General features: G+C 50.4%; 19 protein-coding genes. 4 read left to right on the forward strand and 15 right to left on the reverse strand.

The genetic code is table 11. The features are described 5' to 3' along the window. Positions 1–205: 205 nt before the first annotated feature. The 7 genes from DESTI_RS07880 to DESTI_RS07910 all read right to left on the reverse strand — a co-directional run bounded on the left by DESTI_RS07880 (position 206) and on the right by DESTI_RS07910 (position 9,371). On the reverse strand, positions 206–1,357 hold the full coding sequence (locus DESTI_RS07880; RefSeq protein WP_014809434.1) for a CaiB/BaiF CoA transferase family protein: 1,152 nt from the start codon (positions 1,355–1,357) through the stop codon (positions 206–208). A 238-nt stretch (positions 1,358–1,595) separates the two neighbouring features. Then, positions 1,596–2,738 carry an acyl-CoA dehydrogenase family protein gene (locus DESTI_RS07885; RefSeq protein ID WP_014809435.1) on the reverse strand — a complete coding sequence of 381 codons (1,143 nt, stop codon included), beginning with the start codon at positions 2,736–2,738 and terminating at the stop codon, positions 1,596–1,598. Beyond that, the gene (locus DESTI_RS07890) at positions 2,725–3,411 is read right to left on the reverse strand and encodes a TetR/AcrR family transcriptional regulator (protein WP_014809436.1); all 687 of its coding nucleotides are present in this window, start codon (positions 3,409–3,411) and stop codon (positions 2,725–2,727) included. The genes DESTI_RS07885 and DESTI_RS07890 overlap by 14 nt, the downstream gene beginning before the upstream one ends. Before the next feature lie 89 nt (positions 3,412–3,500). Then, positions 3,501–5,600, reverse strand: coding sequence for a 3-hydroxyacyl-CoA dehydrogenase NAD-binding domain-containing protein (locus DESTI_RS07895; protein ID WP_014809437.1), 2,100 nt, complete (start codon positions 5,598–5,600; stop codon positions 3,501–3,503). A 14-nt stretch (positions 5,601–5,614) separates the two neighbouring features. Continuing rightward, the gene (locus tag DESTI_RS07900) at positions 5,615–6,808 is read right to left on the reverse strand and encodes a thiolase family protein (RefSeq protein ID WP_014809438.1); all 1,194 of its coding nucleotides are present in this window, start codon (positions 6,806–6,808) and stop codon (positions 5,615–5,617) included. A 907-nt stretch (positions 6,809–7,715) separates the two neighbouring features. Further along, positions 7,716–8,141, reverse strand: coding sequence for a tRNA (N6-threonylcarbamoyladenosine(37)-N6)-methyltransferase TrmO (tsaA, locus tag DESTI_RS07905; RefSeq protein WP_014809439.1), 426 nt, complete (start codon positions 8,139–8,141; stop codon positions 7,716–7,718). 45 nt (positions 8,142–8,186) lie between these two features. After that, positions 8,187–9,371 carry an ABC transporter permease gene (locus DESTI_RS07910; RefSeq protein ID WP_014809440.1) on the reverse strand — a complete coding sequence of 395 codons (1,185 nt, stop codon included), beginning with the start codon at positions 9,369–9,371 and terminating at the stop codon, positions 8,187–8,189. Between the two features lie 256 nt (positions 9,372–9,627). On the opposite strand from DESTI_RS07910, the gene DESTI_RS07915 reads away from it, so the two are divergent. Beyond that, positions 9,628–11,049: an MATE family efflux transporter gene (locus DESTI_RS07915; protein WP_157212120.1), complete on the forward strand. Its 1,422-nt coding sequence runs from the start codon at positions 9,628–9,630 to the stop codon at positions 11,047–11,049. 301 nt (positions 11,050–11,350) lie between these two features. On the opposite strand, the gene DESTI_RS07920 is transcribed toward DESTI_RS07915, so the two are convergent. The 5 genes from DESTI_RS07920 to DESTI_RS07940 form a co-directional block, all read right to left on the reverse strand. Then, on the reverse strand, positions 11,351–12,517 hold the full coding sequence (locus DESTI_RS07920) for a deoxyguanosinetriphosphate triphosphohydrolase (protein ID WP_014809442.1): 1,167 nt from the start codon (positions 12,515–12,517) through the stop codon (positions 11,351–11,353). A gap of 39 nt (positions 12,518–12,556) precedes the next feature. Continuing rightward, complete coding sequence (locus DESTI_RS07925) at positions 12,557–13,024, reverse strand: zinc-ribbon domain-containing protein (RefSeq protein WP_041286046.1); 468 nt, start codon at positions 13,022–13,024, stop codon at positions 12,557–12,559. Positions 13,025–13,370: 346 nt separating this feature from the next. Continuing rightward, entirely contained in the window at positions 13,371–14,162 is a 792-nt protein-coding gene (locus tag DESTI_RS07930) for an EI24 domain-containing protein (RefSeq protein ID WP_014809444.1), read from the reverse strand. A gap of 229 nt (positions 14,163–14,391) precedes the next feature. Next, on the reverse strand, positions 14,392–14,619 hold the full coding sequence (locus tag DESTI_RS29780; RefSeq protein ID WP_014809445.1) for a SelT/SelW/SelH family (seleno)protein: 228 nt from the start codon (positions 14,617–14,619) through the stop codon (positions 14,392–14,394). A 146-nt stretch (positions 14,620–14,765) separates the two neighbouring features. Next, complete coding sequence (locus DESTI_RS07940; RefSeq protein ID WP_014809446.1) at positions 14,766–16,259, reverse strand: transglutaminase-like domain-containing protein; 1,494 nt, start codon at positions 16,257–16,259, stop codon at positions 14,766–14,768. Positions 16,260–16,436: 177 nt separating this feature from the next. Between DESTI_RS07940 and DESTI_RS07945 the strand changes: the two genes are divergently transcribed. Continuing rightward, positions 16,437–17,339 carry a DNA-methyltransferase gene (locus tag DESTI_RS07945; protein WP_014809447.1) on the forward strand — a complete coding sequence of 301 codons (903 nt, stop codon included), beginning with the start codon at positions 16,437–16,439 and terminating at the stop codon, positions 17,337–17,339. 354 nt (positions 17,340–17,693) lie between these two features. Here DESTI_RS07945 and DESTI_RS28590 read toward each other — a convergent pair whose 3' ends face one another. The 3 genes from DESTI_RS28590 to DESTI_RS07960 are packed head-to-tail and all read right to left on the reverse strand — an operon-like array spanning position 17,694 to position 20,824. After that, complete coding sequence (locus tag DESTI_RS28590; RefSeq protein WP_014809448.1) at positions 17,694–18,782, reverse strand: glycosyltransferase family 4 protein; 1,089 nt, start codon at positions 18,780–18,782, stop codon at positions 17,694–17,696. 3 nt (positions 18,783–18,785) lie between these two features. Next, complete coding sequence (locus DESTI_RS07955) at positions 18,786–19,754, reverse strand: polysaccharide deacetylase family protein (protein ID WP_014809449.1); 969 nt, start codon at positions 19,752–19,754, stop codon at positions 18,786–18,788. Next, positions 19,751–20,824 carry an SGNH/GDSL hydrolase family protein gene (locus tag DESTI_RS07960; protein WP_014809450.1) on the reverse strand — a complete coding sequence of 358 codons (1,074 nt, stop codon included), beginning with the start codon at positions 20,822–20,824 and terminating at the stop codon, positions 19,751–19,753. The genes DESTI_RS07955 and DESTI_RS07960 overlap by 4 nt, the downstream gene beginning before the upstream one ends. A 547-nt stretch (positions 20,825–21,371) precedes the next feature. Here DESTI_RS07960 and DESTI_RS07965 point away from each other — a divergent pair. Both DESTI_RS07965 and DESTI_RS07970 read left to right on the forward strand, forming a co-directional pair. Further along, positions 21,372–21,638 (forward strand): hypothetical protein, encoded by a 267-nt coding sequence (locus DESTI_RS07965; RefSeq protein ID WP_014809451.1) that lies wholly within the window; start codon positions 21,372–21,374, stop codon positions 21,636–21,638. A 244-nt stretch (positions 21,639–21,882) separates the two neighbouring features. Then, the gene (locus tag DESTI_RS07970; RefSeq protein WP_014809452.1) at positions 21,883–23,112 is read left to right on the forward strand and encodes a (Fe-S)-binding protein; all 1,230 of its coding nucleotides are present in this window, start codon (positions 21,883–21,885) and stop codon (positions 23,110–23,112) included. Positions 23,113–23,180 lie beyond the last annotated feature (68 nt).

Here is a 23,180-nt window from a genome sequence, read left to right on the forward strand (position 1 = left end):
GGGAACCTTTTTTGTAAAAAAGGATCCCGAACCCTCCAAAAAACTTTTAGCACTCGCCCAAGCCCATAGTTTTTCGATAGAAAAACCGTGGGCTTGGGCGAATATTAAAAGTTCTTGGGAAGGGTCTGGGAAACACTTCTTACAAGAAGGGTTTCCCAGATTTTATCTCTTTGAATGCAAACCAGTATAACGCTATCCGCATGCCCTAAATTACCCCTTTTGACCGCAATTCCAGCAGGTCTTTCTCTTGTAAGCCCAATTTTCCCAAAATTTCTTGATTATTCTGACCCAAATCAGGGGCGGGACAATCCTCCGGAACGGGAGATTCCGAGAGCTTCAGCGGACAGGCAAGAACAGGGTGTCCTTGCGGTGACGTGTTCACCATATTCCGTGCACGGACAAGCGGCGACTCCACGGCCTCGTTCAAGGTAAGGACCGGTTCGCAACACGCGTCCGCATCTTTGAGGATTTCGAGCCATTCTTCTCTGGTACGGGATGCAAAAAGGGCAGCGACTTCCGACACCACATTTTCTCCTGCATACTGGCCATTCAAAAGATCGGGTCTTCCCGCAGCCTGGCAAAAATTCACCCAGAATTTGGGTTCGATTGCCCCCAGAGACATGTACTGTCCATCGCTCGTTCTGTACAGGCCATAGCAGGGGAATCGTCCGTTCAGCAGCATTTTCCCCGGCAAAGGAGTCTCCATACCCGTGCCCACTCCTGCAAATACCATGGTCGCGAGAGAAAGAGAGCCATCGAACATAGCAGTGTCCACGAACTGGCCGCGACCGGTTCGTTCACGCTGGATTACTGCCGCAAGAAGCCCCACGAGTCCGAACAGCGCTCCTCCGGCAAGATCCGCAATCTGTACGCCGGGAACCACAGGTTGGCCGTCTCTGGTTCCGGTCATGCCGATAATACCTGCAAGCGACAGATAATTCAGGTCATGTCCTGCACGCAGACGGTTCGGGCCGTTATGGCCGTAACCGGTAATGGAAACGTGAATCAACCGGGGATTGCGTGCGCTCGTATCAGAATATCCCAGACCGAGGCGTTCCATGGTTCCGGGTCTGAATCCCTCCACCAGCGTATCGTAATGGTCCAGAAGATCGAGAAAGATGCGCTTGCCTTCCGGATGCTTCAGGTTCAGGCTCACACTCTTCTTGTTCCGGTTCACTGCCGCAAAATAGGGTGACTCCTGACCTCCACTCCCGAGCGCCCGGGCGTAGTCTCCACCTACGGGATTCTCAATCTTTACGATTTCCGCGCCAAGCATGGCCAAAAGCCATGTCATGTACGGACCCGGAAGATTCATGCTCAAATCCAGAACCTTCAACCCCGAAAGCGCTTGCACCATATTCCACCACCTGATGCGCTTTCAAAGGGGCAAATCTGGGGAACCTTTTTTGTAAAAAAGGTTCCCCAGACCCTTCCAAAAAACTTTTAACACTGGCCTAATTCCCGGTTTTTCCGCTGGAAAAAGCGGGAATTAGGCGAATGCTAAAAGTTCTTGGGATGGGGCTCGGGGAAACACTTCTTACAAGAAGGGTTTCCCCGGTTTTACCTCTTTGATTGCGAATGCGAGGGCCGGATTGCTACAGGCCCATTCGTTTTGCCACGATAGTCTTCATGATTTCGTTTGTCCCTGCGAAGATCGAGAAGACTCGGATATCTCGCCATGCTCGTGCTACGGGGTATTCTTCGCAGTATCCGTATCCACCGTGGAGTTGGAGACAGCCGTCGATAATCCGTGTTGCGGCTTCTGTTATCCAGTATTTTGCCATAGAGACTTCAGTTACCACATCTTTTTTCTCCATGTGGTCTACAATCAGTTTGTCGAGAAACGTCCTGGCCAGCTTCAATTCCGTTGCCATTTCCACAAGCTTGAACTGAGTATTCTGAAATTTGGAGATTGGTTTGCCGAAGGCCGATCGTTCACCGCAGTACTTGACGGTAAGCTGAAAAATATTCTCGGCTGAGGCAAGCGCTCCGACACTGCACACAAGCCGTTCTTGCTGGAGCTTCTCCATAAGCATGACAAATCCGGAGCCTTTCTGGCCGAGTCGCTGGGATTTGTGGACTCTGCAATCGCTGAAGTAGAGCTCCGCTGTATCCTGACTGTGCCATCCGATCTTTTTGAGTCTCCGTCCTTTTTCAAATCCCGGAGTTCCGGCTTCAACCACGTACAAATCTATGGCCCGGTGAGGGTTATCTACCTTCGGATCTCTCACTGCAAGCACGACCAGGTCCGCATTTATCCCGCTGCTGATAAAAGTCTTCTGACCGTTGATGATTACATGATCGCCATCTTCAACGGCGGTAGTGCGGATGCCTGCGAGATCGCTTCCCGCATTGGGTTCCGTCATCGCGACGGCAGTGATGATGTCGCCCGATATACAACTTGGAAGATACTTGTGTTTTAACTCCTCCGAAGCATACGACAGGATATACGGGACTACGATATCGCTATGGAGCCCGGTGAGCAGGCCGAAAAAATTGCTCCGGGCCAGCTCTTCCATGAGAATGACGGAATAGAGGAAGTCTACGCCCATTCCGCCGTATTCTTCGGGGACCTGCATGCATAGGAATCCCTGTTCGCCCATCTTTTTCCAGACGCTTTTGGGAACGATTCCAGCCTCTTCCCATTCCTCCACATGTGGTACGACTTCCTTCTCGAAAAAGCGGGCAACGGCTTCCTTGAATATCCGGTGTTCTTCCGTGTAGTTAATTATTTCCACTTTCGACTCCTTTTTTCGGCCGCGATTTGGGCGGGTCCTTGCGGGCCGCTATACCGTGGAAAATCAGTTCGCAAAGCTCTTCCGTGAGTTCGTCCGGAGAGATCTCCTTGTTGAAAATGATGCCGGGTAAACAGAGGTGCTCCACACCTCCCAGGACAATCTGCCTGATGCTCAGAGGCGAGAGATCATTGCGGATTTCTCCGTTATCGATACCTTCCTGAATTACATCAAGGGATATTTTAGAGTATCGTTTCACCGACTCGTAAGCGTCGCTCTTGAAATAATCCGGGTAATTACGGACCTCAAGGAGTAGTATTTTTGCGAAAACCCGATTCGTGGAATACATATTTATGTGAGACCACATCAGCTTGCGGAGCTTGTTCAAAGATCCCTTGATTCCCTTCAGATCCATTTCAGCTCGAGAAATGTAAAACTCCAGGTATTCGCCGAGCACCTGATGAAGCAGATCTCTCTTATCTTTAAAATACTTGTAAATAAGCGCTTCCGTGACACAAGCGGTCTTGGCAATTTCTGCAGTGGTTATTGCATTGAACTCCTTTTCTTCAAGGAGCAGTTTCAGAGCCTCCGCGATCTTGGTCCGACCGGGAGGAAAGAGCTTGCGCTGTTTCTTTCGGATTGTGCTTTCCGTTCGTAAGGATGTGACCGTTTTCATGGGCTTACTCTAAGACGCTTTGAATGTGATTTTTTGTCCGGATGGACGTGAATCGGAGAAGCTCTTTCGAAGAGCCTCTCCTGTATCGGTCAGATCAATGCGGTCTCGAGACCGCACGCGATGAGACGGTCGAATTCGGGCGCAGGCTTCAACTGCGGCATAAGATACTTTGCTGAAAGCTCTTCCAAACGGGCTTTTACGTTGCTCACGCCTTTCAAGCTCACGTACCTCGCGGGTCCGTGCCAGCAGTCAGGAAAGCCGATTCCCAATACCGCCCCTAAATCCATGCTGTAAAAGTCCTTGAGCACGCCTTCGCTCATGCACCAGAAGGCTTCATTCACCATTCCCAGCAGGAGAATGTCTTTGACATCCTCATCGGAAGGTAGAGGAAAACCCTCGGCATATGCAATGTGCTGAAGGATCGATTCATCTCGAAGCATCCTTTTTGAGTCCAGATAGAAACAAGGCTTGCCTGCTCCCGTGCAACCCGCCTCATACAGACGGCCGAGCGACTCGGGAAGCTCTAATCTACCCTTGAATTTCCGAGCAAGGAAGTTCCCCGCGTGGTAAATGACGTTGCCACCCGCTGTTCCGTAGATGTGCAAAGGTCCCTGGGGGAATCCTGCCTGCAATGCAAGCATATCGACATCCCAGGGAGAAACCCCTAATTCAACCAGTCTGATCCCGTTATTTACGAAAGTGCCGAAAGTCCTGCTCGTATAGAATCCCGGCCCGTCACCCATGAGAATGACCGTCTTTCCGATTGCCCTTCCCACAGTGACTACCGTGGCCACTGCGGCTTGACTGGAATTCTTCCCCTGGATGACTTCCAGAAGGGGCATGAGCGGAACCGGCGAGAAGAAATGCATTCCCACCACCTGCTCAGGTCTGATCGCTCCTTCCGAGATCTCGGCCATAGGAATGGTAGATGTGTTCGATGCGAATATGGCATCCGGGTTGACAGCCTGCACATGAGCGAGAATCCGTTTCTTGAGATCCGGATCCTCAAATACGCATTCGATGATGAGCGGGATGCCTTTCAAGTCCGAATAATCAACGGTCCACGAAATATTCGATAATACCGCATCTTTTCGTGCACGAGCCCACCTTCCGCGAATCACGAGATCTTCAAGTGTCTCACTGAGGTTTTCTACGGCAGCTTTTACCCTGGTTTCGTCAACATCTATCAACAGAGTCCTTATTCCCTTATCTGCGGCTATCTGAGCTATGCCCAATCCCATGAGGCCTGCGCCGATCACCGCAATGCGGTCCACGGGTACTGCTTTGGAGGCATCAACTCTGGCAAGTTTGGGGCCGAGGCTGGTTGCGAGAAAGAACAAATCGATCTTGTTGCGGCTGTTCTCGTGGAACAGTAAAGGCACGAATAGATCCACTTCTTTCTTCACCGCATCATCGAACGAAAGTGTCAGCCCTGCTTCGAGAGCATCAATGGCTGCAATGAGATACGGTCTGTACGGGCTGATAGTATAACGGAATCGGGCACTGTTGAGGATCGCCTGTTTTTCTTCCAATCCTGGTGCATCGGGCTCGACGTAATCGGGATCATAATTGCGGTTGATCGCACCCGAGTGCGTCGCGGTCCACTCCGTCGCTTTTTGCATCAGATCGGCCGGCGAGCATACGGTGAATGCTCCCGATGCTGCCAACGCCTCCACTGGAACAACCCGAGCGGTGGTAATCATGTCCACAGCGGTTTTGAAACCAACGACTCGCTTCAGCGTCTGCGTGCCACCACCTGCAGGAAAGAGTCCCACGCTCACTTCAGGCAGTCCCATCTTCGATCCCGGTGTGGCAAAAATATGATCGCAGGCCCACAACAGCAGCTCGAAACCGCCACCCAGTGCTGACTGATTGTTCAGAGCAGCCACTACGGGAAATGGGCTTTCTGCAAGATCGGCAAGAGCATCCTGATATCTCCGGACTGTCAGCCGAGCGGTTTGAGGAGTGGCATCAGTGATGATTTCCTTCAGATTTGCTCCATCGAGGAAGCTCTTCTTCTTTGCCGAAACAATGACGACTCCATTCACGGCATCTTTTTGCGCCCGTGCGGAAGCTTTTTCGAGATCGGTTATGAATTGCAGCCCAATGGTGTTTACCGGGCCGGCCGTATCTATGACAAAAGTGGCCACACGAGTGGCCTGATCCAAATGGTATGCGACTTCAGGCATGTCAATACTCCCCTTTAAACCCTTATGAGGGCAGCCTCGCCCTGGGTGAGGCCGCCGCAAATCGCCGCAACCCCCATTCCTCCGCCCCTGCGACGGAGTTCATACATCATGGTCATGGTAATTCTGAGTCCCGAGGCTCCCACCGGGTGGCCTATGGCGATCGCTCCACCATTTACGTTCGTCTTTTTGAGAAGATCGTACCACTTGTCCACATCGTTCCGAGCTAGTATCTTCGTGCTTACCAGAGGCATGGCCGCAAAAGCTTCGTTGATTTCGATGAGATCGATCGTATCGAGATCCACGCCTGCCCTGGTCAGGACCTTTTTGATGGTCAATGCTGGTATCCAGGAGATACCATAGGGCATGTCCGTTTCTCCGGCCATTTCTACAATGGTTGCCAATGGAGTCAATCCGAGTTTCTGTGCCCTGGTCTCGGTCATGACCACCATGGCAGATGCGCCGTCATTCAAGCCGGGAGCATTTCCCGCTGTGGTCGTCCTGGCCCCGAATACGGGAGGAAGCTGTTCAATGGCTGCAAGATTTCCGTTCGGCCGGGGAAATTCATCCAGTTCAAACCTGAATTTCTCCTTTCCCTTGGAGACCATCATGGGAGCGATTTCGTCCGCGAATTTTCCCTGTTCCTGAGCTTTTAGCCATTTGAGGTGGGATGCCATCGCCCAGCTATCCAGCATACGTTTCGGGACCTCGTATTTGGCAGCGCCGTCGGAAGCATCGACAGCCACGGAATTGTAACCGGGATAACTGATAGGGAAAATCTGGTCCTTCAGTTTAACTTCACCAATGCGAATTCCCGCCCTGAGTTGCCGTGACATGTGAGGCACCAGGCTCATGGATTCGACGCCTATCACCAGGGCGGAAGAAACTTCACCCAGACGGAGCGCCCATAAAGCCATGCGAAGGGCAGTAAGCGGCGAGCAACATGCCGTATCCAGCGTGATGGTGAATTTGTCTATCCCGAGCTTCAGGGCCATTTGCCTGCCGGTTACCGAACCTGTTTCGAATGCGGCAGGAATGCAGTTCCCGACGAACACCTGATCGATTTCCGCCTTGAGATCCTTTCCCTGAGCATTCAGAGCAGCCTGGGCTGCATGCACTCCGAGATCCAGCGGCTCAGTGCCGGAAAGCGAGCCCAGGTATTTTCCGAAAGGAGTTCTCTTTGCCCCTACAATGACGAATTTTTCTGTCATAAATGACCTCCCACCGGGAGCGCTCGAGAGCAACCGGTAAATGTGACCCACTCAGAAAAAGAGGTTTAATTAAGAAGGATTCTTACTATGCTGCCAACAGACTAATCCCAAAATGGTAAGTGATCATCACCCACCATCGGACCTTTGTCAAGAAAATTGTACGAAGAGAAATTGGGCGCGGTCGGCCACGGGACTGTCATATCATAAGGGTGCAGGAAGCGTTAAGAATAAATGTCGGATTTCGGTAACCCTTCCATTATAGAGACATTTGCCGAGAGATTCGCTCTTTGCTCGGATGATTTCTCTTATACCGATTCGCTTTTCTTTTCACAATCTGGGAAGGCTCGAGGTATCCTTCGCTCCGGACGCAAAGCCGTCTAATCACTCCACTCAGGACACCCCAGCCTTCGCTGAGTTGTAGCGATTGCCAGGAATTCTGACGTTTATCCCGTGCTCCCGTACAAGATACTAGCAGGGACCGGCGTCCCGAAACTGTTTCAAAAGTCGAAATCTATCTCAGATCGTGGCACGAAATTCTCATCATCTTCACGGCCTGATTGTAGCTCACGTAGGATGTGATGAGCGAAGCGAATCGCATCGGTCGCGAAAGACCTCGACTGATGCGATTCCCGTTGGTCATCGCATCCTACATTGGCCACGCTGTCAGTTTATAGAGATGGATAATCGTGGCACGATTTGTGTGCATTCGAGAATTTTGAGACACTTTCTCCCTGCCGGTCCATTCTATCGATATCATTGATTATGTCGAATATGTGCCGGCACGGAGGCACGGCACCCACCAATACCCCATCTTCAATCGGACACTGGTCTTGGCAATTGATATATGTGCATCACTGCGAAATGGTATTACGGCCTCAATGAGACGTGTCTCGACTGCAAGTCCATATTACTGGAGAGATGCATTGTTCCACGTGTCTTCCGCTCGTGCGATCTTGATGTCAATGACGGGTGTATCGTCCAACGCTTCCAACGGGCTCACCAGAAATCTGGTGGTGGACTCCATTTTGACAATGGTCACCGGATGTAGGCCGATAGGATTCGGACGCGCAGGCGATCGTGTCGCGAATACCCCTTTCAAGGGCTTGTTCTTATTTTTCTGAGGGTGGACCCGTAACACGGAACGGTCTGCCAGATGCATCCAGGTGAACAAGACAATTTCCGATCCCGCCTGCAATCCATCGGTAGCATCCGTGAATTCCGGATCAAGTTCGATCCAGGCTTCAGGTGCTCCCTCGGAACCCTGGTTCGGACACTGACTCAATTCCTTGAGCGAAGATCGCACCTTTCCTATCGGCCGTACGATAAATGTCATGCAATCGCCTTTCCAAATTGTTTTGCTGAGGGTTACCGGGATAGGCTACTCGAATCGCATGGCAGTCACTGAATCCAGACGACTCGCGCGCACCGATGGATACAGGCCGGAAACAATCCCGAGGCACATGGTAAAGAGCAGTCCTCCTGCTACACTCGTGAACAGTATTTGAAGCGAGATATCAACCCCTATGGGATCCTTCAGGAGATACACAGATACGATCCCTACCAGCACGCCTATTGCGCCCGCGAACATACTGATCAGGCCCGATTCGGTAAGGAATTGCAGGAGTATGAGTTCCTCCTTGGCACCCAGTGCCTTTCTGAGGCCGATCTCTTTTGTTCGGTCCTGCACCGCGGCAAGCATGACATTCATAATTCCGAGCCCGCCCAGAACCAGCGTCACCCCCAATGCAGCCCAGATAAATAGCTTCACCAGGTACACGGTAGACTTGACCTTTTCAATCCTCTTCGGAAAATAGACAATGCGCATTGCGTTCTCGTAACCTTTATGGTTGTTGTTTAGAACGTCCTGCACCTCCAACCGAACTCGATCCACATCATTCCAGTTGCTTACCCTGACGTAGATATTGTGAATGGAGGAAACGCCCTGGAATAAGCTTTGAGCTGTAGTAATGGGGATAAATACTCCTCTCCGAATATCCGTGTGCTGTATTCCTCCGAGTGTACCGATCACTTTGAAGCTCAAATTACCTAATCGGATGACCTGTCCCACCGGATCGACATTCTTGAACAGATATTTGACCACATCCTGTCCGAGCACCACCACCGGTTTACGCCCTACAACATCCGAGGGGCCGATCAGTCTCCCGCTTTGTAGGCGACAGGTCTGAGTCATCCAGTACTCGTGATTTATGCCGAATAGTCCTGGTCCCCATTGAGTCGTCTGAAAATATGCCTCGACTTTGGGAAGTGTAACCACAGGCGCAACGGCAATAACGTCATTGAGTTGTTTAAGATTATTTACATCCGAATTGACGAATTCGCCGGGATGAAATTCCAGGTCGTTCTTGTACTCCGCTTTTATAACAGTAGCTTCACCTAGCAATTCCAGGTGCTCACCCATCTTCTTCTCAACCGAGTCCCCCATTGTCTGTATCAGGATGAACCCAGCCGTGCCGAAGGCTATTCCTGCAATGACCGCTTTGTACCGCCTCCTGTTACGCAGTACCAGACGCCAGCACATGGTCATCAAGTCATCAATTCTCAACGTACATGCTCCAAACGCGAAATCCTTAATTATCTCTCAGAGTATAGCATCGCCACACGAGGCGCTCAACTGTGTAAAGAGTCGAAGCACTCACTCAAACTTCAACCGATAGGAAAAAAGCGGCCAAATTGAAATTATTCGCCTTCCCGAATTGCCGGTGGTAAAGTGCTCTTTTCCAAGAAGGCGGTCAATATTGCACACAGATAGAGATTCGATCACGGCGACAGTTTCGAGCAGTTCGCCTCAAAAAAGCATTATGCAGCGATTTGCCCACCTGCTTTCGGCCCAAGGTATCGAGGCAGTCACAAGCATGGTGTTCTTTTTGTACCTTGCCCGGCTGGACGCGTCGGTTTTCGGAGAGGTCATGTACGCCATGGCTGCCGGAAGCATCGTGATGAAAGTCGTGCAATTCGGGCTGTATTATCCGCTCGTATCGGATCTCGGGTCCGCAAGTCCGGGAGAAGAACCGGAAATACTCAATCGCGTAAACGTGATCAAGTTTCTCCTCCTGGTCCCTTCAATGGTGGTAATTTTTGGGATTGTGTTTTACCGCGGTTTTTCTTTGCAGATGGGGCTCGTCATTGTTTTCGTGTGTCTCGGATTCGCCTTGGAAGCGTTTGCAGAGACGTTTTTTGCCGATTTTCGTGTTCGAGGACTCCAGGACAGGGAAGCGCGGGCTCGTATTACTTCATCCGTCGTATCTTATGGATTCGGATTCGGCACTGCAGCATTGGGGTTCAGTCCCATTGTCGTAAGTCTTTTCAAGCTGATTTCTGCAGGCATCCGAACCTGGTACGGCGCGGCTGATTACCTGAAGGATTATTCTGCCAGGATTGTTTCCATTCCGAATTGGCCCATGGTCTGGAAGGTGTTCAGCGCTGCTTCTGTTTTCGCTGTGATCGAGATTCTTGGGATTATTTACAATAAAACCAACATCTTTTTCCTTGAAGAGGCAGCGGGCGTAAAGGGCGTCGCTCTGTACAGCGCAACATGGAATCTGGTTGACCCTGTTTCAATCCTTGCGAGCGAGCAATTCCTTGGCTGGGTCATTTTCCCGCTTCTGGCAACCCTCTGGTGGAAACGCAGGCAAAGTGTCGACAAACTCGTGCGAAGCAATGCTCAATGGTTGATGGCTCTCGCGTTTCCCATCATGTTCGTTCTCCATACGGAAAGCGGACTGATGATCGGTCTCGTGTACGGTCAGGGCTACGAACAGGCAATCTGGATGCAGCAGTACCTTGTGTGGACGATCCTCATCTCTTTCGAGAATAACCTGTTTTCGTATGTAATGATGGTTGCGGGAGCAGCCAAGACGCTCCTGATATTTACTATTGCAGCAACCTTGTTGAACCTGGTTTTCAATCTCGTTCTGGTTGCGCCTCTCGGGTTGGAGGGCGCTTGTCTGGTAATCATTCTCACGAAGCTGTCAATGATGGTGTTTACGTTCTTATACTGCCAGATCCGCTTCCGTTTTTTCGGGTGGAAAGATTTCTTATTTCCCCTTTTGCTGGGTATTGCAAGTGTGGTTGTTTTTGTAGGCTTGGAACCCGTTGTCACGCTGCACCCGGCAGTTGCGATCACTCTCGCACTGTACTCCGGCGCGGTCTTCGTGCTCGGACCCCGTTTTATGGGGAGATTGCCCGCGAAAAAACCGGCATCCAATACCGATTCACCCTAAAGAAATTGGATTTGGGAACTTCCTGTAAATAGATTGTGCCGTTAGCTCAGCAGATTCCCGGCTTTGCGTTTAGCGCCGCTCCGGCTCAAGGCGCAAGGTCCTGAAGGGACGAACCATGAGTAGCCACGGGTGCAACCCGTGGGCAGCGATGCCACATCATGAGGGCTTGGACCCCGCCAGGGTCCTCACGGCTTGATCTTGTGATAATTGTTTCCATGGGTTTCACCCATGGCTACCATTTGGATCGCCCCCTTGGCGCTCCGGCCGGCACGTCTCAGCCACACGAGCGAGTAACCACACTCTAATATTCGTACGGCAGGAAGAGCTTCCTGTGCTCGTCGAGGGCGAAACGATCCGTCATTCCGGCTATATAATCGCAGACAATCCGTTCCGGCCGGACTGGTTCGGATGCGATCCTCTCCTGAACGGGAGGCGGGAGTTGAGAAGGGCGCCTCACATATTCCTGGAACAAATCTCTCAATAATCTATTGGCCTTATATTGCATCCTCATTATTTTGTGATGCGTGTAGAACCTGCTGTGCAGGAATTTGTTGAGCTGTTCTTTCCAGAGCTGCATTTCAGTTGAAAAAACTGCCGTAGGGCTGTCAGCAGCCGTAATCTCCCCGGAGGTTCGGTAATTATTGGAACTGAGACGTTCTTCCGTTTCCTTCACCAGATCCCGGATCAACATGTCGATCAAAAATCGCGTGCATTGATAACGAAAGGTATTTTTATCCAGGCAGGGATACCGCTCTTTGAGAATGAGTGTCACCCTGTTCCATATGTCCAGTTCGGCCAGGTCGGATTCGTCAAAAAAACCCGATCGAAGCCCGTCTTCGATATCGTGACAATTGTAGGCGATCTCGTCCGCTAGATTGACGATCTGAGCCTCAAGTGAAGGACTCGGTTCAGCCATGAATTCTGCAATCAACTCCTGAGGAGCGCGGTCGTATACCGTGGAATGCCGTATGATACCCGCTCTGGTTTCGTACGTGAGATTGAGCCCCGGAAATTCCGGGTATCGTGCCTCGAGATAATCGACCACTCTCAGCGATTGGCTGTTATGCTCGAATCCGCCGCTATCCTTCATTAGTTCGTGAAGGGAATGCTCTCCTGCATGGCCGAACGGAGTGTGCCCCAAATCGTGCGCCAGAGCGATTGCATGGGTCAAATCTTCATTTGCCCCCAGATATTGCGCGATGCTCCGTGCGATCTGGGCAACTTCCAGAGTGTGTGTCAAGCGGGTGCGATAGTGATCGCCTTCGTAGTACGCAAAAACCTGTGTTTTATATTCCAGGCGTCTGAAGGCTTTTGAGTGAATAATTCTGTCGCGATCCCGCTGGAATGCGGTGCGATATGGGCATTCTTCCTCAGGATGCACGCGACCCCGATTATTTTCGGACAGCGATGCATATCCGGCAAGGAAAGATCTTTCTCTCTGTTCCTGTACGGCGCGTTTTATAATCATAGTGGCATCTGCTTCCAGTATTAGCAGCCGGTTGTTTTTCTATCTCGGACGGGCTGGGTTTATGTCTTGAGGAGCATTTTCTTCCCATTGAGGCAACCCGCTGCCCGGTCGCTGGGATGCCGGGCCAGGCAGGATGATGTTCACAATGAGAGCAAAAAGGATAATGACGCCCAATGAGGCAGCTATCCAAAACGCAAGCCTTCTCCAGCTATTGGACGATTTGTTCGAAGTCTGGCTACCTGACAATTTCCCATTCCTCCGTTCGGAAGGAAAACGGAACTCGTGAAACGCATCTGAAGGAATTGTGAGGTCATCCGCCGGCTGAGCGTAAATCGGCTCCGGGTCCGAGCGTAGGATTGTCTTGTCTTCCGCTGTGATTCCGCTGTTCTCGTGGTAGGGCTGTACCGTGCCGCAGTGAGGGCACCGTAGTTTCACCTTTTCTCCCGGCGGAATACGGCTTTGGTCGACTCTCATTTTTTTCTGACATGCAGAGCACTGGACTATCATATGTGAAACCGTGTGCCTCCAATCACTCTCGAATGCCTCCGTACGCTGGAGATGGGAAAAAACACGTTCACAAAGAACGTTAGCTCAGAATGTTATCAGGTAATAGTCTTTTTTCAAGACACAGGAAGAGTCCGCATAAGACTTCCAAGCTGTTCTGCATTCAGTAGAGTAATATTGGAGGGATCTTCTCTGTAAAAGATCATCCCTCCAAACCCTTCCACAAGATTTTTTTCATTGCCGGAACCGGAATTTCCCTCAGGGAAATTCGAGTTCCGGCAGTGTAAAAAGTTCTTGAGGCGGGGTTCGGGGAGGAACTTCTTACAAGAAGTTCCTCCCCGATTTGCTTTTACTCGATCCCGGAGCGGGGCTGTTGAGGACCTTTGAGTTCCAGGAACAGGAGCGTTCCTCCGACGGCAGCAGCAGGAATGAAGAACAGGTTAATAAACGGAATAGAAGCTGTTATCAGATTTCCCAGGCCGAATCCGATGATAGTGCCAAGGCGCGACCTGAAAAACTTCTTCTTCGCACTCCAGGAGAAACGGTATCTGTCCATCGGATATCCGAGATATTCGTAGGCCAGCATGTACGCGGAAAGCAGCCATCCACACGCGGAAAAGAGAAATCCGCCAACTCCGGGAATGAGGAGAAAGAACAGGCAAGCGACGAGCAGAATGAGATAAAGCGCCAGTAGTTTAAAGGAGTGGGCGATAGCTCGACTTGAATCTTTGATGAGGCCGATTACGGAAAATGGAGTATCGGTATAATTGCCGGTGACGAGCTCCTCTGTCTTCTGAGAAAGAAGATCGTTGAAGGGTGCCGAAAGAGCCGAGGCTACACGTGCGAAAAAGAAGAAAAAGAGCACTGTCAATACAATGGTAAGAACAAAAACTACCACGTAATAGAGCGCACGCCAGTACCATTCTTCGGAGGGAAGAACCCCGAGCATTCTGCCGAGTCCAAAATAGAGAAGCACGTATGCAATGCCCATAATGATGAGGCTAATGACCAGAGGAGCTGCCGCGTACTTCCACAGCTGCCGATTCCTTTTCAAAAATAGCGCTCCTCTCAGCACATAGAGCGGTGCCGGAGTGAATCTATTTGCCAGACTTTCTGATGGTTGAATAGTCTCTCGGCTCATTTAGGCTTCATCTCATACCGATTCGCTTTTTTCATAGTCTGGGAGGCTGGAGGTATCCTTCGCTCCGGAGGACGCAAAGCCGTCTAATCACTCCGCTCCAGGATACTCCAGCCTTCGCTATCATATGTGCATAACTGTGAAATCGTATCAAATGGCGGTTTGCATTTCAATAATGTGCAGGGAGGAACTTCTCAAACGAAACCTCTCCCCCAATTTGTATCTTGAAGTATCATATCGTTTTCTTGATGAGTTCCACTATTTCATTGTCCTCTGGAAATCGATGTCTTTCGTGTTTCGAGAAAATCGTTTTCCCCTTGTACTCCACATCGAAGATTCCCCCGCTGGATCTGATCAACTCCGAGGTAATACCGAGTTTTTCTTCCAGATCCTTCGCCAGACCGGCGGCTCGCGGCTGGTAGTTTCACATACCGCAATATGTTATCTTGCATTTCTCCATTTTATGTACTGGCCTCCTTCTTGTTAAACGGTCACGCTAGGTTCCGAGAGTTCATCTTCGGAACCTTCCCCGCAACTATATGATCGGGTACCGATAGAAAATATTCTGTCATCTTTTATAGAAACCAATTCACGTTAGCAACCGGTTTATCGATAATCGAGCACATCCAATTTTAAGTTGCCCACCATTTTCAGTATAGCTTGCGCACTTTCACTATGATTTCGAGAGGCAATCTTAATGTGCGTGGGATCTGCCGGAACTTGGTTGAGTGTGGGGTCCACCGCGAGCCAGCCGTCAACGAATGATTCAGCCCAGGCATGATAGAGAAATCCGACGTCTTCAGAGTAGACGATACCTGTTGCGATGCGAGTCGGTATGTGCAGAGACCGGGCCAGTGCTGCGTATAGATTTGCATGAGCCTGGCATTCGCCTTCCCGGCTTCTCAGCACAGCAATTGCCGTGAAGGAATCCTGCATCTTACTTTCAATATTTTCTGCAGTCCATTTCACCAGTTTACGAATCTTTTCGTACTGAGTATCGGATCGTTCGACTATTTCCCTGGCTTGAGAGACAATTTCCGGATGATCTGACTGAATGACCATGGTGGGATTGAGATCGTCCGGTGAAAAGGAGTCTGCAGCATGGCGCTTGTCCCTGGTGCGATCCGGTTCCACATGGACGGTAATCTCGAATCCGCTCCTACCGGTATCGCTGTCAGGCACAATTATATCCTGCCGATGATCCCGAGCGAGAAGATTGCTATCAATACCGGATATACCCGCTTTCAGGTAACGCAGTTTTCCTGCGTGGGGAATAGTCTTAGCGACCTTTATCCGGCTCACGTCCAGGATCAGGTCCTTCCCTGAAGTTTTTTTTTCCAGGAATTTCCGAGCGGAGGACTCATCTTCGAGCACCGTGATGAGCGATCCGTCTACTCCTTTTTCCAACACCGTCAATCCCTTGTTGTTCAACCAGGACAGGACAAGACCTCGTCCACAGTGATTCTTTATCTTCCAAACGGCACCATTCGGTCCAGGATCTCCAGGAACCGTATTTATCTCCTGCTGGACAGTCTCAAGCTCCTGCCCCTCGGCATTGAAAATGCCGAACGAGTACTTTTCGCCGTCCCTGAGACCTCTTATGATAGGCATGAGGGAAATTGCGCTAGAGTGATGGATTTTTCCTTCAACCTTATATGCACGGCTGTGTTTTTCTCCATCCACCTCGATATCCACGCGGAATTCTTTACCTTCAAGCTTGCCGATCATGTGCATGTCCTTACCATTTATGCGCACCTTGGAATCGATGGACAGAAGCGCAAGATCGGGCATGACCCGCACTTTTTCATTCAGGACGATTTCGTTTGTCTTTTTCAGTGCAGTAAGCCGCGTGACCGAATCGCTATGAATGATGAAATTCTTACCATCCGGCTCGATCTTGAAATGGCTGTATCCGATTCTATCTTCTTTGAAATACGTGCCGTACCAGGCTTCTTTGAAAGGTATTTTATCGAGACTTTTGCATCCCTGTACAAGAAGTGTTTTATCCCCGGGAACATCCGAAGGCGAATTCACCATGCAGGATGAAATCATGAGTGCAGCAGCGAAGATGAATACCGGTAAGACTCGTTGTCGTATCATGGCATGTCCTTCGGGGAATCAGTATACTGTGCCCCGCCGTTGCTTGCAACGAAGCGCCTGGAAAAAGACCATATATTCCTTGATTCGCCGTCTCCTCATGTGGCATGTTTGCGAGACTCGATGCATTGATATATCGTGGGAAGATTCGTTCAATCCCGTGAAGTGAGTGGAAAACGAATGAAGCTGGATTCGATGTGCGACAATAGTTCAATTCCTCAAGAGTATTTTGCTCGAAACAGCAATCGACGCCATGCGATAAGATTGTTCCTCGGTGATTGCCTTTCGGGAATGGAACAGATTCTCGAGCCCGGGAGCGTCGATCTTATAGTTACTTCTCCACCCTACAATATTGGGGTCCAGTACGGATCGTATAACGACAAAATCCCGCGTGAAGCATATCTAAAATGGATGGGAGATTGGGGGAAACTGGTCAAGCGAGTGTTGTCGCCAGAGGGTTCGCTGTTCTTGAACATCGGGTCCAAACCGTCCGATCCGTGGGTTCCATTCGAGGTTGCCACAACATTGAAGGAATCTCTTGTCTTGCAGAATGTCATTCACTGGATCAAATCCATTTACATTGAGAACGAAAGCTACGGAAAATCGACATCCATCAATGTGGGTCATTTCAAACCCATCAACAGCAAGCGGTTCATAAACGATGCGCACGAATACATATTTCATTTCACTCTTGACGGCAATGTCGCTTTGGACCGACTCAGCATAGGGGTTCCGTACAAAGACACATCCAATGTGGAACGCTGGAAATCTGCAGGCCAAGGGGTTCGATGTCGGGGTAACAACTGGTATATACCGTACCCGACCATTCAGCATCGCGTTCATGACCGGCCGCATCCTGCGAGTTTCCCTCCGGAACTTGTCGAGATGTGTATCAAGGTGCATGGAGCGAACAGGATTCAGTTAGTATTGGATCCGTTTCTCGGCATCGGCAATACAGCAATTGCTTGCATGCGCATGGGCGTCGGAATGTACGGGTTCGAAATAGATGAAGAGTATCTCGCTGTTGCCAAGACTCGATTGATCGAGGCTTCCTCTCAGACGGTTCTGCAATTAGAAAAGTGAATACCGGCTTTTCTTCTGTACGAGGTCAATAAGGTTTTGCAGTTATAGTCAGTGCCAAAAATTCTGTCGTTTATCCCTCGTGTGAATTACAGGATATTGGTAGGGACCGGCGTCCCTGCCGGTCCATTCTATCGATATCATTGATCATATTGAAGATGTGCCGGCACGGAGGCACGGCACCTACCAATATTCCTACTCCTCAATCGGTCACTAATTTTCGCAACTGCTTAAGATAGTTCTCACCTACAGGGCAGGTCCGTGGCACCCGAAATTGTCATTCGGCCCGGATACAAGGGTGCCACTGACCTGCGAAGCCAGGTCAGTGCAGTTAACATCTTGAAATGCAAAATGGTGTCACTTGCTTCTCCGCTGCAATGCTTCCAGGAACACCTCTTGTGTCCTGCTCACCATAGCATTGAGGGAGTGACGGGCCACAGCTCTCTCACGACCTGCCTGTCCCATCGATCTCGCTTTGTCAGGATTCGCAAGCAGACTCACCAGCGCATCGGCAAGACCTCGAGGATCGCCGGGGTTCACCAATAGTCCGGTGCGGCCTTCCTCTATGAGTTCAGGGATACCGCCAACCCGAGTGCCCACAATGGGAAGTCCCATTGCCATGGCTTCTATGACGACATTCGGTGAAGCTTCACTCGCGGAAGGCAACGTGAAGACTGAGGCATTCCGCAAAGCAGGCCTGATATCCGATTGGGCGGGCACGAGCCGAACCCGATTCTGAAGCGAGTATGCCTCGATCCGTTGCGCAACATCTGCTTTGAGAGACCCGTTCCCCATGATTACGAATGTTGCGTCAGGAACTTCTTCAGCAGCCAATCGGAATCCCTCGAGAAGGTTGAGCGGGTCCTTTTCGGCAACGAGTCTTCCTATGAAGAGGACAGATCCCACTTTAGTGGGTCCATCCCCGTCCGGCTCGAAATAATCGGTATCCACGGCATTGGGGATCACCGCAATCCGCGAAGGGTCCACGGAAAAACGTTGTACCATTACCTTCTTTAGCATCTCCGCATTACAGATAATGGTATCTGAAAACCGCCACAACAATTGTTCATGCTGCCTGGGTAAAAGACTGCGGTAACCGGATACGATTACAGGAACGCGAAGAATGCGTCCGAAGACCCGTCCCCATATGTTCGGCACGACAGTTAACGTGTACAGGATGTGCGGGCGTTTTTGCAGAAGCCTTGCTGCCAGGTTCGCAAGAGCACGGGGAGTCACCCATGAGTCTTCAGACATGTGGTGAATGGGTATACCCGTTTCCTGAGCTGCCGGGAGCATATCTTTGCCGCCGCGCAGCACCCAGAGTTCGGGTTCGAAGACATTCAGATCGAGATGCTTCAGGAGATGGACAGCATAGCGCTGTGTGCCGCCGAATTCCAGATCCTGCAGCAACACCGCAAGCTTAATGGGGGATTGATGCGAGTGCATGTTTCAATGCTCGACAATGTCCCGAGCACGAGGAGAGGCGAACAGCCTACCAAGCTCGGACAAGGTTATGGATTCGAGAGAATAGGTCTGATGCAGCCATGCAAAAAAACGGTCAAGCTTATCCAGGAAACGATCCACGTCTTCAGTGGTCCGGTGTTGGGGACATCCCCCGGGAATGAGTTCCGAAGAATGAAAGAACACTGTCAGGACTCGACCTCCTCGCATCTTATGGAGTCGCACCGCAAGCTTCAACCTGTTCAAGCCCGTCCATAACGGCTGAGCCGGCAATGACAGCAGATTCGCTGCCATCCACGAGATACGGCGTTCTATCCGAGCGTTCGTCTTTATACTATCCAGGACAGAGCCAAGAGTACTTGTTACCGGCAAAATGGTCAAAGGTGCTTCCAGGATTTCGGAATTTCCCGGGCGACGAGGATCTGAAGGGTCGGGGAAATAGGGATCGATCGGAACCGATAAATGATCCGGACCTCCATAATACCTTCGCATGGGAGCAATGCTGCTGTCCACAAGCATGCCTGCTTTTCGAAGGACGGAAAACATCTTCGGCCCGAGATTGAATCTGCCCATCCTGAAGGAGGTAGCAACAATTCCCATTTCCCGGATCGATTCCAAGAGCGTCTGCAGCTTTGCAGTCAAGAGATGCTCCGGCATGAGTTCAGACGGAACAGGTTGCGGATATGGAAGCTCCTCAAAAGGTGGTGTATTCCAGTGATGCAGATGAGCGCCTATTTCACCGTGCCACGTGTCGCACAGATTGACGAGGAGTCCTTGAAGGTTTTTGTTGCTTGCAACAGCATGGGTCACCAGGAGAGTAGGGTGGATGTTCCATCTTTGAAACACCCGGTTCAAACAGGGAAGCGCCTGCACGTTCTCCACCGGGACGTCTCGTGCAGCATAGGAATTACTGAACAGCCCTTCTTCTTCAACGTCTATGGTGACAACGAGTTTCATCTGTCGGCAATGGAATCCGGAAGATCGAGCTGAAGCTTCTCTTTGAGGACCGTTGTCATGAAGTCTGCTACTGCAAGCCGGCCGTCATCGGTAAGGTGAACGCCGTCAGGCTGATAGCAAGGAACCTGGCGATCGCACAGGATTCGTCTGAAATTAACAAAATACTCTTTGTTTGCGAGCCTCTCCGCAAGCTTGTTGTATGGCAGCGTGAAATTGTTGCGCACAGTGGCCCATCGTTCATCGTCAAGGATGAGATTCTTCTCTCCAGCTTTTACGAATGGTGCAACAGTACAGTCCTCAACCCAGAGCGTAGGCTGCCAGAACAGGATGAACCGGGACCCGTACGCTGATGCGAGCTTATTTATATAGTCATACCGTTTTTCCACTGCATCCATCATACTCGCGAATTCGGGTGAATCCACATTCACTGGCACAGCGACCTGCATAATCTTGTCGTAAAGCTCTTTGGTAAATGAAGCATATACCGCCGCATTCAACGGCTTGAGCAATCCGAACCAGCTCTGGTAGTAGCTCTCAATGAGCGCACGGACACGCCGGTAACCGTGATGTGCCTGCGGGTCTCTGTGTTCGAGAAAATACTTCACATCATTGGCGCCGTCAAAAAAGATGATCACGTCCGGCGGTTCGAGGTTGATCAGCATCTTCTGCAGATACTTGGTCTCCAGCAGAGAGTTGAACGAGTTCACACCACAGTTGTATACCGAGAAATGCAATCCGTTCCTGTTGGAATTGAGCAGCATTGAAACACAACTGGGAATGGTCCTGTCACTCAGAGGCGTGGCTCCTCTCATGGTGGAACCGCCGAAAGCCCAAACTCGACGATTCTTCTCCGGATCTTCGGACATCGAATTGTACGCTGTAGGGCGAAGACCGTGAGGCTGCAAGAATAGAGTATAAGCATCGTACACAGCTCTGCTGCCCTCTCTCGCATGGCCGTACAGAATGTAGTTGCTTCCGACAATGGCAAGAAAACTGAGAACCTCCAAGGCTACTACAGAGATCAGAAGCCATTTAAGAACCCGGAACAACCCTCGAAATACTCTCTTCAAACTTCTACCTCTAGAAACGCTCAAAACATTCATAATACCATGAATATGGGATGCAGTGCGAGAAAACTGTTGTCGGCCTGTATCCATCGGGTTATTCGACTAAGAAATCGTGTGCCCTATGGGGGTTATAGTCAGTGCCAAAAATTCTGTCGTTTATCCCTCGTGTGAATTACAGGATATTGGTAGGGACCGGCGTTCCTGCCGGTCCATTCTATCGATATCATTGATCATATTTAAGATGTGCCGACACGAGGCACGGCACCTACCAATCTTCCTAATCTTCAATCGGTCCCTAATTTTGGCAACTGATATGATATGGCTCATGACATGCACTGGCCGTGAAGGTTACGTAGGGTGCCGGTGAGCACAGCAAACCGCATCAATCGAGTCAACGACCGGTTTCCAAAAACTAATTAGTTCAGATTACAGATCCTGTAAACGTGATGTATGTAAATTGATAGATGAGAATTAATTGAAAATTAATTGACTTTATTAAATAAAATTGGATATAATTCAGAAAAATTTCCAACTGCGGAAAGAGACTGCCATGAAAAAATCGGTAATCCTTCTCGTGATTTTGATTCTCGCCACTGCTTCGACGGCTTTGTGTGAACCTCTGAACCCGTATCTGCCAATGAACGCGGTTGCTGCGGAGCCTATGGACCCTTATAATCTCAATGAAATTCCCATGTGTTCGGAAAAACTCTACTTGCCGTGCCCTTCACCTATACCGTTTTCCGCACAATTTCCCGATATTCCTCCTTTACAGGTGGCTTTCCGGGGTGTTTTCGGCTGCCCGGTACCGGTGCCCTAGTTTCGATCGATCTGTACCATCCGAGCCGGTGCTCATGACCGGCTTTTCTCGCGTCCGGCAATGCGTTTCGTCAAGCAAGCGGGCTTTGACACTTACAGGCCCAAATGTTACAGTGAGGGACGTTTATCCTATTCTGCAGGCAAGAAAGTAATTGGGGCGAATTTTGTACAAGTGATCTCCAGAAGGTTACTCTCTTGAAAGCGGAACGGTATTCCTTTATCAAGGTTTTCTCAGGGGAAACAGTATGACTACGTGTGAAGAACAAATAGCCTGCGGTGATTCCGCACAGTCGTCGACTCAAGACAGCGCGAACATTCAATCCTGTTTAACCTGTGGCGAATGCGTTTCACGATGCTTTCTTACGGACGGCTACCCCGACATGAACCCCAGAAAGCTGGTTCGCAAGGTTGTGACGGGTAAAGTCGAAGAAATGGCAGACTCGGAATTCATCTGGGCGTGCACCATGTGCGGAAGGTGTACAACCGATTGCCGCGAAAACCTGGACATGGAAGAGATAGTCGGCCAGCTTCGATATAACGCGCTTACCCGCGGCAAAGCTCCGGCTCGACTGCTCGAAGGAATTGAAAAAGCCCTGGAATTCGGCAACAACACCGGCGTGGATGCAGAAGAATTCGTTGAAATGGCTGAGTGGATGGCCGAAGAAATGGCTGACGAAATGGAAGACGTGGAAGAAGGCGAAATTGAAGTGCCTTTTGACGTTGAAGGCGCAGAGATGCTCTATGTCCCGAATCCTCGCGAGTACACGTCCAACCCGGCTCAATTCCAAACGTACTTGAAATTCTTTAGATTCACGAACACGAACTGGACGCTTTCGTCCCGGGTCTTCGATATAACCAACTGGGGCTACTATGTGGGAGATCGAAAGTTTGCCACGCAGCTCGTCCGCAATCTGGTGGAAGAAGCTGAGCGACTCAAAGTAAAGACACTGTTGTCCACAGAATGCGGTCACGGATTCAAGATTCTTCGCAAAGATGCAGAGAGCTGGTTGGGCAGAAAACCTGAAATCGAGGTAATTTCTATTGTCGAACTTGCCCACCGCTATTTGAAAGAGGGAAGGCTGCCTGTAAAAGCCGGCTCTGTCCGGGAAACCGTCACGTATCACGACCCGTGCAACGTAGGCCGAAAGCTCGGTATTTATGAAGAGCCTAGAGAGTTGATTGCCTCGGTGGCCGATAATTTCGTAGAAGTCTGGCCCAACAGGAAGTATTCGATTTGCTGCGGCGGTGGCGGGAGTGTTAAACAGAACCCCCAGATGGGAACCAAAAGACTCGAGCACGCCCAGATGAAACGCGATCAGATACTCAAGACGGGCGCAGACGTTGTGGTTACCAGTTGTCAAAGTTGTCTCAGCCAGCTCGGTGACCTGCAGGAACGGTACGAAATGCCGGTCAAGGTCAAGTCCCTGATCGAATTCCTTGTCGAAGCCATAGAGAACGGTGCAGATGACGATTAACAATAAGCTTTGACTGGTAGAAACTGCTTTTCCAAGGATTGTTCGCTGCTTTCAATTCTCTGACCGCG

The sequence above is a fragment of the Desulfomonile tiedjei DSM 6799 genome, from assembly GCF_000266945.1.
Taxonomy (GTDB): Bacteria; Desulfobacterota; Desulfomonilia; order Desulfomonilales; family Desulfomonilaceae; genus Desulfomonile; species Desulfomonile tiedjei.